The sequence below is a fragment of the Streptomyces sp. NPDC023723 genome (genome assembly GCF_040639815.1).
Classification (GTDB): domain Bacteria; phylum Actinomycetota; class Actinomycetes; order Streptomycetales; family Streptomycetaceae; genus Streptomyces.
This window is the reverse complement of the sequence record NZ_JBFAAP010000037.1, coordinates 34028-46876: the sequence shown is the minus strand read 5'-3', so window position 1 is coordinate 46876 and position 12849 is coordinate 34028. Positions and strand designations below refer to the sequence as shown.

At 72.1% G+C, this 12849-nt stretch carries 12 protein-coding genes; 6 read left to right on the top strand and 6 right to left on the bottom strand.

Features of this window, described 5'->3' with window-relative positions:
* Positions 1-27 precede the first annotated feature (27 nt).
* Genes AB0G32_RS29315 through AB0G32_RS29300 form a run of 4 tightly spaced genes read left to right on the top strand, consistent with a single transcriptional unit; the run spans position 28 to position 4512 of the window.
* Complete coding sequence (locus tag AB0G32_RS29315) at positions 28-513, top strand: SRPBCC family protein (protein WP_361169719.1); 486 nt, start codon at positions 28-30, stop codon at positions 511-513.
* A gap of 33 nt (positions 514-546) precedes the next feature.
* The gene (locus AB0G32_RS29310) at positions 547-2844 is read left to right on the top strand and encodes an FdhF/YdeP family oxidoreductase (protein ID WP_361169716.1); all 2298 of its coding nucleotides are present in this window, start codon (positions 547-549) and stop codon (positions 2842-2844) included.
* A 36-nt stretch (positions 2845-2880) separates the two neighbouring features.
* Entirely contained in the window at positions 2881-3720 is an 840-nt protein-coding gene (locus AB0G32_RS29305; protein WP_361169713.1) for an endo alpha-1,4 polygalactosaminidase, read from the top strand.
* Between the two features lie 6 nt (positions 3721-3726).
* Positions 3727-4512 (top strand): alpha/beta fold hydrolase, encoded by a 786-nt coding sequence (locus AB0G32_RS29300; RefSeq protein WP_361169711.1) that lies wholly within the window; start codon positions 3727-3729, stop codon positions 4510-4512.
* A 4-nt stretch (positions 4513-4516) separates the two neighbouring features.
* Here AB0G32_RS29300 and AB0G32_RS29295 read toward each other — a convergent pair whose 3' ends face one another.
* From AB0G32_RS29295 to AB0G32_RS29285, 3 genes are all read right to left on the bottom strand, one after another.
* A complete protein-coding gene (locus AB0G32_RS29295; protein ID WP_361169708.1) occupies positions 4517-5860 on the bottom strand; it encodes an enolase C-terminal domain-like protein in 1344 nt (447 codons plus the stop codon).
* A gap of 18 nt (positions 5861-5878) precedes the next feature.
* Positions 5879-7216, bottom strand: a complete 1338-nt coding sequence (locus AB0G32_RS29290) for a gluconate:H+ symporter (RefSeq protein ID WP_361169706.1) — start codon at positions 7214-7216, stop codon at positions 5879-5881.
* A 143-nt stretch (positions 7217-7359) separates the two neighbouring features.
* A complete protein-coding gene (locus AB0G32_RS29285) occupies positions 7360-8235 on the bottom strand; it encodes a LysR substrate-binding domain-containing protein (protein WP_361169703.1) in 876 nt (291 codons plus the stop codon).
* Between the two features lie 74 nt (positions 8236-8309).
* Between AB0G32_RS29285 and AB0G32_RS29280 the strand changes: the two genes are divergently transcribed.
* Together AB0G32_RS29280 and kdgD are read left to right on the top strand one after the other, a co-directional pair.
* Positions 8310-9458: a mandelate racemase/muconate lactonizing enzyme family protein gene (locus AB0G32_RS29280; protein ID WP_361169700.1), complete on the top strand. Its 1149-nt coding sequence runs from the start codon at positions 8310-8312 to the stop codon at positions 9456-9458.
* A 43-nt stretch (positions 9459-9501) separates the two neighbouring features.
* The gene (gene kdgD / locus AB0G32_RS29275) at positions 9502-10422 is read left to right on the top strand and encodes a 5-dehydro-4-deoxyglucarate dehydratase (RefSeq protein ID WP_361169697.1); all 921 of its coding nucleotides are present in this window, start codon (positions 9502-9504) and stop codon (positions 10420-10422) included.
* Here kdgD and AB0G32_RS29270 read toward each other — a convergent pair.
* The 3 genes from AB0G32_RS29270 to AB0G32_RS29260 form a co-directional block, all read right to left on the bottom strand.
* Positions 10326-11180 (bottom strand): acyl-coenzyme A--6-aminopenicillanic acid acyl-transferase, encoded by an 855-nt coding sequence (locus AB0G32_RS29270; RefSeq protein ID WP_361169694.1) that lies wholly within the window; start codon positions 11178-11180, stop codon positions 10326-10328. The two genes, kdgD and AB0G32_RS29270, sit on opposite strands and share 97 nt — an antisense overlap.
* Positions 11181-11215: 35 nt before the next feature.
* Complete coding sequence (locus tag AB0G32_RS29265) at positions 11216-12193, bottom strand: endonuclease/exonuclease/phosphatase family protein (RefSeq protein WP_361169691.1); 978 nt, start codon at positions 12191-12193, stop codon at positions 11216-11218.
* Between the two features lie 218 nt (positions 12194-12411).
* Positions 12412-12708: a hypothetical protein gene (locus AB0G32_RS29260; protein ID WP_361169689.1), complete on the bottom strand. Its 297-nt coding sequence runs from the start codon at positions 12706-12708 to the stop codon at positions 12412-12414.
* Positions 12709-12849: the final 141 nt, after the last annotated feature.

Below are 12849 nucleotides of genomic sequence, written 5' to 3'. Positions count from 1 at the left end.
GGACGAGCGCTCGGAGACAGGCGGGTCATGGGCACCATCGAAGAGACGGTCGAGATCGCGGTGCCGGTGCGCACCGCCTACAACCAGTGGACCCAGTTCAAGGTCTTCCCGCGGTTCGTGTCCGCGGTGCGCGGGGTCGAGCAGATCAAGCCGACCCTCACCCGCTGGGAGATCGGACTCGGTCCGGTCAGCCGGGAGTTCCTGACGGAGGTCGTGGAACAGCGGCCGGACACGGTGGTGCGCTGGCGGGTCCTCGGTACCCGCGTGCGCGGTGCGGCGGCGTTCGCCCCGCTCGCGCCGGACCGGACGTCGCTCACCGTACGGATGGCCCCCGGCGACCCGCTCGGGATCACCCGTCGGGTGCTCGGCACGGAACTCGGGCACTTCAAGGAGTTCATCGAGGGGCTCGGGGAAGAGTCGGGGGCCTGGCGGGGCACGATCCGCGACGGTCATGTGCTGCCGGCCGAGGACCGGCCGGACCGGAGCCTGGTCCCGCACTGGCCGCACGGCTGACCCGACCCCTCACCAGAACGAGAGAGCCGCCTGATGCAGAAGTCACCGAGCGAAGAGCCGGCCGAGAACCTCACCGTGCAGCCGCCCAGGACCTGGGCCACCGGCGCCCCCGCGGTGGCGCACGCGCTCCAGTACTCGCTGGAGGAGACGTCGGTGCGGCGCACCGGCACGACACTGCTGACCATGAACCAGGTGGGCGGCATCGACTGCCCCGGCTGCGCCTGGGCCGATCCCGCCCCGGGGCACCGGCACGTCAACGAGTACTGCGAGAACGGCGCCAAGCACATCAACGACGAGGCGACCTCCCGCCGGATCACCGCCGACTTCTTCCGCCGGCACTCCGTCACCGAACTCGCCGGCCGCTCCGACCAGTGGCTCAACCAGCAGGGCCGGCTCACCGAGCCGGTGGTCAAGCGGCCGGGCTCGGACCACTACGAGCCGATCAGCTGGCAGGACGCCCTCGGGCTGCTCGCCGGCGAACTCAGGACACTCGACTCGCCCGACGAGGCGGTGTTCTACACCTCGGGCCGGGTCAGCAACGAGGCCGCGTTCGTCCTCCAGCTCTTCGCGCGGGCCTTCGGCACCAACAACCTGCCCGACTGCAGCAACATGTGCCACGAGTCCAGCGGCTTCGCCCTGCACGAGACGCTGGGCACCGGCAAGGGCACGGTGAGCCTGGAGGACCTGCACCACGCCGACCTGATCTTCGTGGTGGGGCAGAACCCGGGGTCCAACCATCCGCGCCAGCTCAGCGCCCTGGAGGCGGCCAAGCGCAACGGCGCCCGGATCATCGCGGTCAATCCGCTGCCGGAGGCGGGGCTGCTGCGGTTCAAGAACCCGCAGAAGCCGCGCGGGGTGATCGGACGCGGGGTCGAGATCGCCGACCGGTTCCTGCACATCCGCGTCGGCGGCGACCTCGCGCTGTTCCAGGGGCTGAACCGGCTGCTGCTGGAGGCGGAGGAGGCCCGTCCGGGCACCGTGCTCGACCACGACTTCATCCGTGCCAGTACCGACGGTTTCGAGGAGTTCTCCCGGCACGCCCGCTCGGTGGCGTGGGAGGACATCCTGCGCGCCACCGGGCTGACCCGGGTGGAGATCGAGAAGGTCCGCGACGACGTGCTGGCCAGTGAGCGGGTCATCGTCTGCTGGGCCATGGGCGTCACCCAGCACAAGCACGGCGTGCCCACCATCAGGGAGATCGTCAACTTCCTGCTGCTGCGCGGGAACCTCGGCCGGGCCGGGGCCGGCGCCTGTCCGGTGCGCGGGCACAGCAATGTGCAGGGCGACCGCACGGTGGGCATCTGGGAGCAGATGCCCGACTCGTTCCTCGACGCGCTGCGCGACGAGTTCGGTTTTGAGCCGCCCCGGCAGCACGGCCTGGACGCGGTGAACTCCATCAAGGCGATGCGGGCGGGCCGGATCAAGGTGTTCCTCGGGGTGGCGGGCAACTTCGTGCGGGCCGCCCCCGACAGCGAGGTCACCGAGGAGGCCATGCGCCGCTGCCGCCTGACCGCGCACATCTCCACCAAGCTCAACCGGTCGCACACGGTCTGCGGCGAGACGGCGCTGATCCTGCCGACACTGGGCCGCACCGAGCGCGACGTCCAGGCCACCGGCGAGCAGTTCGTCACGGTGGAGGACTCCATGAGCGAGGTGCACGCCTCGCGCGGCCGGCTGGAACCCGCCTCCCGGCTGCTGCTCAGCGAGGTCGCGATCCTGTGCCGGCTGGCCCGGCACACCCTGGACGGCACCGCGGGAATCCCCTGGGAGCGGTTCGAGGCCGACTACGGGGCGATCCGCGACCGGGTCTCCCGCATCGTGCCGGGGCTGCACGACTACAACCGGCGGGTCGACCGCCCCGGCGGCATCCGGCTGCCCAACCCGGTCAACGAAGGGGTCTTCGGCACGGAGTCCGGCAAGGCCCGGTTCAGCCGCAACGACTGGCAGATGCCCGAGGCGCCGGAGGGACACCTGCTGCTCCAGACGCTGCGTTCGCACGACCAGTGGAACACCGTCCCGTACACCACGAGCGACCGGTACCGGGGCATCCACGGCAGCCGCCGGGTGGTGATGGTCAACCCGGACGACCTCACGGCGCTCGGGCTGGCCGACGGCGCGCGGGTGGACCTGGTGAGTGTGTGGCGCGACGGCACGGAGCGCCGCGCCGCCGACTTCACCGTGGTCGGCTACCCGAGCGCCCGCGGCTGCGCCGCCGCCTACTACCCCGAGACCAACGTCCTGGTGCCGCTGGATCACGTGGCCGACGTCAGCAACCAGCCGGCGTCCAAGGGGGTGGTGGTGCGCCTGGAGGCGCCCACGACCCCGGTGTGACATGCGGTTTCGGTGTCCATTAGGTTTCTGTGCGACATGCGCAGCCACCTTTTCCGCCGCCGTCCGTCCGCCGCCGTCCGCGCGCTGGCCACCATCCTCACCGCACTGCTCGCCACGGCGTGTGCGAACGGCGGCGGCGCCGAGGACGGTACGACGGTGACGCCACCGCCCGCGCACACCGGGTTCGACTACCAGCTCGGCGGCCCATACCCCCCTGCCGATGGTGTGCGGGTCGTCGTACGCGACCACACGGTGAAACCGGCGGCCGGCCGCTACAACATCTGCTACGTCAACGCCTTCCAGGCCCAGCCGGACGCCGAGGGCGACTGGGACGCCGACCTGCTGCTGCGCGACGCGGACGGTGCGGTCGTCATGGACGAGGACTGGGGCGAGGCCATGCTGGACATCAGCACCGGCGCCAAGCGGAAGCGGATCGCCGAGCGGGTGAACGGCTGGATCGACGGGTGCGCGGCCAAGGGCTACGACGCGGTCGAGCCGGACAACTACGACAGTTACACCCGGGCGCCCAGGGGTCTGCTGAGCGCCGGTGACGCCGAGGCGTTCCTCACACTGCTCGCCGGCCACGCCCACGCGGCGGGGCTGGCCATCGGCCAGAAGAACACTCCGCAACTCGCCGGGGACCGGGAGCGGGTCGGGCTGGACTTCGCGGTGGCGGAGGAGTGCGGGAAGTACGCGGAGTGCGGGGACTACGTCGACGCGTTCGGTGCCGCGGTCCTGGTGATCGAGTATGACGAGAAGGGCCTGAAAGCGGCTTGTGACGGCTGGGGCGACGAGATCAGCATCGTCCGGCGTGACCTCGACGTCCTGCCCGGCGGCCGCTCGGGTCACGTCCGGGAGACCTGCGACGACGGGTGAGGCACGATGACCGACGTCCACTGCACGGTGTGGGACGAGACGGGCGGTGCGGGAGCTCCCGCCGTCCTCGTGCACAACATCTTCACCTGGGGCGACGACGCCGCCTACGGGTTCGCGGCACAGCGGCCGCTGGCGGACCGTTACCGGCTGCTGCTGATGGACCGGCGCGGCTACGGCGGCAGTCCCGACACCGACCGCAGTGACTTCGACACCGACGCCGCCGACCTGGTGGACCTGCTGGCCCGGCAGGACGGCGGCGCCCATCTGGTCGGGCACGGCAACGGCGGACTCGCGGCCATGCTCGCCGCCGGGCAGCGGCCCGACCTGGTGCGCTCGCTGACCCTGATCCAGCCGTCGGCGTTCTCGGCCACCGCCGGTCATCCGGTGGTGCGGGACCTGCTGCGCCGGGTGGCGGACAGTGCCGGGGTGCCGGATTCGGTCACCCCGGAGCAGTATCTGCGGGCCTCCACGGAGGGCATCGGGCTGCCGATGCCCGAGCCGACCGGGCGGCGGCTGCGGGCGGTGGCCACGTCGATGCGGGAACGCCCGGTCTGGGAGGCGCGGGTGCCGCTGGCGCCGCTGCGCGACGCGCCGTGGCCGGTCCTGGTGATCTGCGGGACCTGGCAGGACGCCCCCGAGCCGTACCGCGAGTACGCCGGTGAGCCGCTCATCGCCTGTGCGCGGGCGGTGGCCGAGACGGTCGGCGCCCGTCTGCTGCGGGTGCCCGGCTACTACCCGCACACCCAGCGGCCGGCCGCCGTCAACGCCGCGCTCCGGGAGCTGTGGGGCTGACCGGTCAGCGTACGAGGCAGGGCCGCTTGGCGTCGAACGTCCAGTCGGGGACCAGGTGGCGCATCCCGACGGCGTCGTCCCGCGCACCCAGCGCCTTGGAGCGGTACAGCTCGTGGGCGGCCAGCAGCCGGTCCGGGTCGAGCCGGACCCCGAGGCCGGGGGCGTCCGGCACGGCTATCTCACCGCCGACGATGCGCGGCGGCTCGACGGTCAGCCGCTCCAGGCCCTCCTGCCAGATCCAGTGCGTGTCCAGGGCGTTGTACTCCCCCGGCGCGGCGGCCCCGCAGTGCGTGACCATCGCCAGCGAGATGTCGAAGTGGTTGTTGGAGTGGCAGCCCCAGGTCAGTCCCATCGCGTTGCACAACTGCGCCACCCGCACCGAGCCCTGCATGGTCCAGAAGTGCGGGTCGGCGAGCGGGATGGACACCGACTGGAGGGCGAGGGCGTGGGTGAGCTGCCGCCAGTCGGTGGCGATCATGTTGGTGGCGGTCGGCAGACCGGTGGCCCGGCGGAACTCGGCGAGCACTTCCCGGCCGGAGTAGCCGCCCTCGGCACCGCAGGGGTCCTCGGCGTAGGCGAGGGTGCCGACCAGGGGCTTGCACAGGTCGACTGCCTCGCGCAGGGACCAGGCGCCGTTCGGGTCGAGGGTGATCCGCGCCTCGGGGAAGCGCTCCTTGAGGGCGCGGACGGCCGCCACCTCTTCCGCGCCGGCCAGGACGCCGCCCTTCAGCTTGAAGTCGCGGAACCCGTAGCGGCCGTAGGCGGCCTCGGCCTGGCGGACGACGGCCTCCGGGGTGAGGGCCGCTTCGTGCCGGATGCGGTGCCAGGCGTCGTCGGCGTCGGGTTCGCGGACGTAGTCCAGGTCGGTGCGGTCGGGGTCACCGACGTAGAAGAGGTAGCCGAGCACCCGGACCGAGGTGCGCTGCTGTCCGTCGCCGAGGAGGGCCGCGACCGGCACCTCCAAGTGCTGTCCCAGCAGGTCGAGCAGGGCGGACTCGACGGCGGTGACCGCGTGCACGGTGGTGCGCAGGTCGAAGGTCTGGGCACCGCGCCCGCCGGAGTCCCGGTCGGCGAACCGGTCGCCGATCTCGCGCAGCACCCGCTTGTACTCGCCGACCTTCGCCCCGACCACCAGGGACTCGGCGTCCTGGAGGGTGCGTGTGATCTTCTCGCCGCCGGGGACCTCACCGAGCCCGGTGCGCCCCTCCGAGTCGGTGAGGACGACGATGTTGCGGGTGAAGTAGGGGCCGTGGGCGCCGGAGAGGTTCAGCTCCATGCTGTCCCGGCCGGCCACCGGGTAGACGGCGAACGCGGTGACGGTCGGCTGGCTCGTGCTCATGCGGGACATCCTTGCGGTAGGGGGTGGTCACAGGCTCAGGACGTCGAGGGCCCACTCGACGGCCAGGACGCCGCCGAGGCCCAGGACCGACAGCACCGTGGTGTAGCTGGTGCGGACCTTGATGGCCTGGACGACGGAGAGGTTGAAGTACTCCTTGAACAGCCAGAAGCCGGGGTCGTTGACGTGCGAGAAGGCGATGGAGCCGCAGGAGACGGCGAGCACCATCATCTCGGCCTGCGTGCCGCTGCCGGCCAGCAGGGGCAGCACCACCCCGGAGGCGGTGACCACGGCGACCGTCGCCGAGCCGAGGGCGACGCGGAGGATGACCGCGATGAGCCAGGCCAGGACGAGCGGGGAGATGGACCAGCTGTCGGTGGCGTCCTGGATGTAGTCGGAGATGCCGCCTTCGACCAGGACGTTCTTGAACGCGCCGCCCGCGCCGATCACCAGCAGGATCATCGCCATCGCCTGCGCCGCCGAACCGCACGAGGCGCCGACGTCCGCGAGGCTGCGGCCGATCCGCGGGCCGAACGCCCAGATCGCCAGGCACAGGGTCAGCAGCAGCGCGATCGGCGCGGAGCCGATGAACGCGACGGTGTGCAGCAGCGGGGTCTCGGCGGAGGTGGCCATGTCGGTCACCGCGGCGCCGGCGATCAGGACCACGGGGAAGAGCGCCACGGACAGCGACCAGCCGAGGCCGGGCATCTCCTCGTCGGTGAACTCGCCCTCGGAGACCAGGCCCTTGGGGATGCCGGGGTTCATCGCCCGGACGAACGGCAGCCGCGGCCAGAGCAGCGCGATGAAGGCACCGACCGGGACCGCGATGAACAGCCCGTAGAACAGGGTCAGTCCGACCGAGGCGTGGAAGGTGGCGGCGACCGCGGTCGGGCCGGGGTGCGGGGGCAGGAAGCTGTGCATGGTGGACAGCGCGATCGACATCGGCAGACCGACCCAGAGCAGGTTCGCCCGGGTGACCCTGACCAGGGTGAAGGCGATCGGCACGATGATGATGAACGCGACCTCGTAGAACATCGTCACGCCGATGAGCATCGAGGTGACGACCATGGCGATCTGGACCCCGCGGGGTCCGAACGCGTCGAGGAGCTTGCCGGCGATGCGCTGGGCGGCACCGGAGTCCCCCATCACCCGCCCGACCATCGCGCCGAGCCCGATGGTGAGCATCGTGTCACCGATCTGGCCCCCGATGCCCTCGGAGAGGATGTCGGGTATGTCCGTCACCGGTATGCCCTGCACCAGGGCGACGCCGACCGCCACCAGCAGGAGCGCCGCGAAGCCGTTCAGCTTCAGTCTGGTCATGAGCAGCAGCAGGACCAGAACGCTGATGCCGACTACGACAAGTGGCATGTCAGTTCCCCTTTGAACTGTGGGACAAGTGACCGCCGAACGGCACCGAACTGCGGTTACCGGCTGACCGTAGAGATCGTTCCGATTCCCGTCCATGTCGAATTTTGTTGGTTGCGATACCTTGCGCGCATGACTGGCCCGGGTCACAGGTGTTGCAGCAGTGCTTCGAGGGCCGGGTTGTCGTTGTTCCGGCGCCACACCAGGTGGAGTTCGACCGGCTGCGGTTCCGGCAGCACCACCTGCCGGAAGACGATCCCGCCGTAGCGCATGTGCGCGGCGGTCTCCGGGACGAGGGCGATGCCCCAGCCGCCGTTGACCAGGGCGAGGATGCTGTGCACCTGGGTGAGGTACTGGGTGAACACCGGCCGCACCCGGGCGGCCCGGAAGATGCTGATGAGCAGTTCGTGGAAGTACCGGGCCTCGATGGGCGAGTACATGAGCAGTTCCTGGCCGGCGAAGTCCTCGATCGGCATCGGTCCCTCCGGGACGGCCAGCGGGTGCCCTTGCGGCAGGGCGGCCACCAGCGCCTCCTTGACGGCGGTGCGCGAGCCCAGGTCGGCCCCGGTGGCCGAGGGCCGGATCAGCCCGAGGTCCAGGGAGCCGGCGCTGAGCGCCTCCAACTGGCGGCGGGTGACCAGTTCCTGCAACAGGATCTCCACGCCGGGCAGGGTTTCCCGGGCGGTGTCCAGCAGACCGCCGAGGGCGGAGTAGGCGCTGGCGGCGGTGAATCCGACGGCGATCGTGCCCGCCTCGCCGCTGGAGACCCGGCGCACCGCGAGGGCGGCGTGCTCGGACTGGCGCAGGATGCGGCGGGCCTCGGCCAGGAAGGCGCGGCCCGCCGGGGTGAGCCGCACGGTGCGGTTGGTGCGGTCCAGCAGCTGGACGCGCAGCTCGTTCTCCAGCAGCTGGATCTGCCGGCTGAGCGGTGGCTGGGTCATGTTGAGCCGCTCCGCGGCCCGGGTGAAGTGCAGTTCCTCGGCGACGGCCACGAAGCTCGTCAACTGGGCAAGGGTGAACATCGATGCGCTCCAGGTATCAGTGCATCCAATATCTATGTTGGACGTGAATCAAAGCCGACCGTACCGTCGGGGCCATGACGACCATGAACGAGGCCGTGCAGGACCGGATCGCCTGGGTGCGGCTGTCCTCGGTGACCCTTCCGCTGGCCACGCCGATCAGTGACGCGAAGGTGTTCACCGGCCGGCAGAAACCGATGACGGAAGTGGCGCTGCTGTTCGCGGAGATCTCGACCGAGCAGGGGCACGAGGGCATCGGCTTCGGCTACTCGAAGCGGGCCGGCGGGCCCGGTCAGTTCGCGCACGCCAAGGAGATCGCCGGGGAGCTGCTCGGCGAGGACCCCAGTGACATCGGCCGGATCTGGACCAAGCTGGTGTGGGCCGGGGCGTCGGTCGGCCGCAGCGGGCTGGCCACCCAGGCCGTCGCCGCCTTCGACATCGCCCTGTGGGACCTCAAGGCCAAGCGGGCCGGGCTGCCGCTGGCCAAGCTGCTCGGCGCGCACCGCGACTCGGTGCGCTGCTACAACACCTCCGGCGGTTTCCTGCACACCCCCATCGAGCAGGTGCTGGAGAACGCCACCGCGTCGCTGGCGGGCGGTATCGGCGGTATCAAGCTCAAGGTCGGCCACCCCGACGGGAAGCACGACCTGGCCCGGCTCACCGCCGTCCGCGAGCACATCGGGGCCGACGTGCCGCTGATGGTCGACGCCAACCAGCAGTGGGACCGGCCCACCGCCCAGCGCATGGGCCGGGCGATGGAGGAGTTCGGCCTGGGCTGGATCGAGGAACCGCTCGACGCCTACGACGCGGCCGGGCACGCCGCGCTCGCCGCCTCCCTGGACACCCCCGTGGCCACCGGCGAGATGCTCGCCAGTGTCGCCGAACACGTCGAACTGATCCGGCACGGCGGCTGCGACATCATCCAGCCGGACGCGCCCCGCATCGGCGGCATCACCCAGTTCCTCAAGCTCGCCACGCTCGCCGAGCACCACCAGCTCCAGCTGGCCCCGCACTTCGCGATGGAGATCCACCTGCACCTGGCCGCCGCCTATCCGATCGAGCCGTGGGTGGAGCACTTCGACTGGCTGGAGCCGCTGTTCAACGAGCGTCTCCAGGCCCGCGACGGCCGCATGCTCGTCCCCGCCCGGCCCGGTCTCGGCATCACCCTCAGCGACCGGGCCCGGGCCTGGACGGTCGCCGCGCACGAGGCGGGCTCCCGGCCCTGACCCCGGTTCTGTCTCTCTTCCCGACTCTTCCAGGAGCCTTCCCATGACGTCCTTCACCCCGGCAGAACTCGGCCGCCGTATCGGCTCGGGGCTGCTGTCCTTCCCGGTGACCCACTTCCGCGCCGACCTGTCCTTCGACGAGGACGCCTACCGGGAGAACATCGTCCGGCTCGCCGAGTACGACGTGGGCGGTCTGTTCGCCGCGGGCGGCACCGGCGAGTTCTTCTCCCTCACGCCGCTCGAGGTGGAGCAGGTGGTCACGGCCGCCGCCGAGAGCGTCTCCGACGGCACGCCCATCCTGGCCCCGGCGGGCTACGGCACCGCGACCGCCGCCGAGTTCGCCGCCGCCGCCGAACGGGCGGGCGCCGACGGCATCCTGCTCTTCCCGCCCTACCTCACCGAAGCCTCGCAGGAGGGGCTGGCCCGGCATGTGGAGGCGGTCTGCCGCGCCACCTCCCTCGGCGTGATCGTCTACAGCCGGGCCAACGCGGTGTACTCGGCCGACACCGTCGCCCGGCTCGCCGAGAGCTGCCCCAACCTCATCGGGTACAAGGACGGCGTCGGCGACATCGACACGGTGACCCGGATCGTCGCCCGGCTCGGCGACCGCCTCACCTACATCGGCGGCCTGCCCACCGCCGAGACGTACGCCCTGCCCTACCTCCAGCTGGGCGTGACGACGTACTCCTCGGCCATCTTCAACTTCCTGCCCGAGTTCGCCCTCACCTTCTACGCCGCCGTCCGCGAGCTGCGGCAGGCCGACGTCACCCGGATGCTGTCGGAGTTCGTGCTGCCGTACACCGGGATCCGCAACCGGCGGGCCGGTTACGCGGTCAGCATCGTCAAGGCCGGGATGACCGCGACCGGTCACAGCGCGGGTCCGGTCCGTCCGCCGCTCACCGACCTGACGGCGCCCGAGTCCGACGAGCTGTCGGCCCTGATCGCCAAGGTGTCCGGCGCCTGACCGGCCGGCTCCGGCAGCCCGAGGACGACGGTGCGCTCGCCCTGGGAGAAGTCCCCGAAGGACTGCTCCCAGTGTGCGCCGGGCCAGTGGTAGGTGACGCGGCCCTCGGCGGGGCGGTAGCGGGCGGTGTACACCGTGCCGAGCCCCTGGCCGTACGCCTCCTGGCAGAGGGGCGGCCGCAGCATCGCCGCCACGTCCGTCCCGGCCGCGCGCACGGCGGCCGGCCGCTCCGATGTCCGGGTGCTCTCCCCGGTCACGGCGCGGTCGTGGTCGTGGTCGTGGTCGGCGAGGGTGACGTTCTGCGGGATGGCGACGGGCAGGGTCCGCAGTCTGCCGACCGCCTCCGCGGCACTTCCGCGGTCCCGTCCAGCAGGCCCCAGCCGGCTTCCTGCATGCCGATCACCGGCCGCAGGAAACGGGAGCAGACGATGACCGCCTCGCACTGGTCGGGGGCGAAGTCGTAGTTCCGCAGCAGGGTGTTGGCGGCGCCGGTTCTGGGTGCAGCCGGCGAAGAACGGCCGTACCGCGGCCAGGGTGAGCAGCGTTCCGGCCCGGGGGAAGGGCAGTTGGCCGGCGAGCCGGTCGAGCGATGGGACCAGCTCGGGCAGATGCGTCTCGGACAGTTCCCGGGCCCGGGCCGCCCCTTCGGGGGTACGGCCCTCCTCGGTCAGCCAGTTCTCGGCCCCCGCCCCGGTCGGCCCGGCCTGCGCGGCCCAGCGCCCGTCGCCCCCGTCACCGTGACCAGGACCGGACGTCACTCGGCAGTGGGGAACCGGTCCCCTCCGCCTCCGTGTCAGCCCAGCGCGACCCGGGCGGCGACCGGCAGGTGGTCGCTGCCGGTGGCGGGCAGGGTGCGGATGGGGCCGACGGCGGCCGTCGCCATGATCTGGTCGATCCGGGCCAGCGGGAAGCCGGCCGGGAAGCTGAAGGCGAAGCCGCTGTCGGGTATGTCCAGGCGGGAGGTGAGCGGGGCGAGTCCGCGGTCGTCGACCGTGCCGTTGAGGTCGCCCAGCAGCAGCACCCGGTCCAGGGCGTCGGCGGCGATGGCCGCGCCCAGCAGACCGGCGCTCTCGTCGCGCCAGGAGGACGCGAGGCCGCTCGCGCCGACCCGGACGGAGGGCAGGTGGGCGACGTACGCCGCGAGGTCGCCGTGCGGCGTGTGCACCACGGTCCGCAGGCCGCGGTGCCAGGACTCGGTGAGGCCGGCGGGTTTGATGTCGACCTCCCGGGTGCCGGTGAGCGGGTGCTTCGACCAGATCCCGACGGTGCCCCGGACGGCGTGGTACGGGAAGTCGGGGGCGAGGGTCTCCTGGTAGTCGCGCAGCGCCGGGGCGACCAGTTCCTCCAGGGCTATCAGGTCCGGATCCGCGGCGGCCAGGGCACGGGCCGTGCCCGCCGGATCGGCGTTCTCGTCGCTCGCGTTGTGCTGCACCACCAGCAGGTCGCGGGCACCGGACTCCGCACCGGGCCGCAGCAGCCCGCCGAACTGGGTCCCCCAGGCCACCACCGGCAGCAGTACGGCGATCGACGCGGTGGCCGACCTGCGCAGCAGGGCCAGGGCGAGCAGGACGACGGCCACCAGGCCGAGCCAGGGCAGGAAGCTCTCCAGCAGACTCCCGAGCCGGCCCGCGGAGTTGGGCACGGCCCGGTGGAACAGCAGGAGCGCCGCGGTCAGCACCGCGAGTGCGGCGAGCACCCGCCCCCGGCTCCAGACCGAGCCGCGCCGCCCGTCGCCCTGCGCACGGCCGCCCGGCGGCCGCCGGGACAGCACGGCCCGCACCCTCTCCCCCGTCGTCCCCACTGAGCGGTTCCCCTCGTCACCTTCCGGGACAGTCCCCGACGGCGGTCCCGGTTCCCGTTCAACGTCCGGCCCGGGCGGAAGAGTTCCTGGTCACCGACACCGTATGGACGCGGCCGCGCCCGCGCAGGGCGCCTCGGACCGCGCCGCGCGCGCCCGAACCGTTCCACGGCGCGCTCACCGGCGCCAGGTCAGCGCAGGGCCACCGACCGTCCGGCCGGCCGCCGCGCACCGGTCAGGTCGCGGCGGGTACGCCGGTAGGTGACGAACGCGTACACGGACAGACCGGCCCAGAGGAAGGCGCTCAGCAGCGGCCACCAGCGGTCCGAGCCCTGCGCGCCCGTGATCAGGCTGTTCACCCAGGACAGCGCCCAACTGACCGTGAGCAGCGAGGCGACCCACCGGAACCAGCGCATGAGACTCATCGTCCCTTTCGCCCGTGCCACCGCGGTCTCCCGGCCGGCGGTGCGGGCTCGTTTCTTCTCCATGGCACTTCGGGTACCCCGTTTCGCCGTGCCCGCGCCCGCCGGGGGGGGGGCGGGGGGCCCGCGCCCGGGGCGGGGGGGGGGCCGCCGGCGGGGGGGGGCGGCCCCGGGGGGGGGGGGCGCCCCCCCCCGGCGGCCCCCCCC

Bases quoted from the DNA above. Each gene is read 5' to 3' on its own strand.
- AB0G32_RS29280 (WP_361169700.1), top strand. From the start codon at position 8,310: ATGACGACCATGAACGAGGCCGTGCAGGACCGGATCGCCTGGGTGCGG.
- AB0G32_RS29300 (WP_361169711.1), top strand. From the start codon at position 3,727: ATGACCGACGTCCACTGCACGGTGTGGGACGAGACGGGCGGTGCGGGA.
- kdgD (WP_361169697.1), top strand. From the start codon at position 9,502: ATGACGTCCTTCACCCCGGCAGAACTCGGCCGCCGTATCGGCTCGGGG.
- AB0G32_RS29305 (WP_361169713.1), top strand. From the start codon at position 2,881: ATGCGCAGCCACCTTTTCCGCCGCCGTCCGTCCGCCGCCGTCCGCGCG.
- AB0G32_RS29315 (WP_361169719.1), top strand. From the start codon at position 28: ATGGGCACCATCGAAGAGACGGTCGAGATCGCGGTGCCGGTGCGCACC.
- AB0G32_RS29310 (WP_361169716.1), top strand. From the start codon at position 547: ATGCAGAAGTCACCGAGCGAAGAGCCGGCCGAGAACCTCACCGTGCAG.
- AB0G32_RS29285 (WP_361169703.1), bottom strand. From the start codon at position 8,235: ATGTTCACCCTTGCCCAGTTGACGAGCTTCGTGGCCGTCGCCGAGGAA.
- AB0G32_RS29260 (WP_361169689.1), bottom strand. From the start codon at position 12,708: ATGGAGAAGAAACGAGCCCGCACCGCCGGCCGGGAGACCGCGGTGGCA.
- AB0G32_RS29295 (WP_361169708.1), bottom strand. From the start codon at position 5,860: ATGTCCCGCATGAGCACGAGCCAGCCGACCGTCACCGCGTTCGCCGTC.
- AB0G32_RS29290 (WP_361169706.1), bottom strand. From the start codon at position 7,216: ATGCCACTTGTCGTAGTCGGCATCAGCGTTCTGGTCCTGCTGCTGCTC.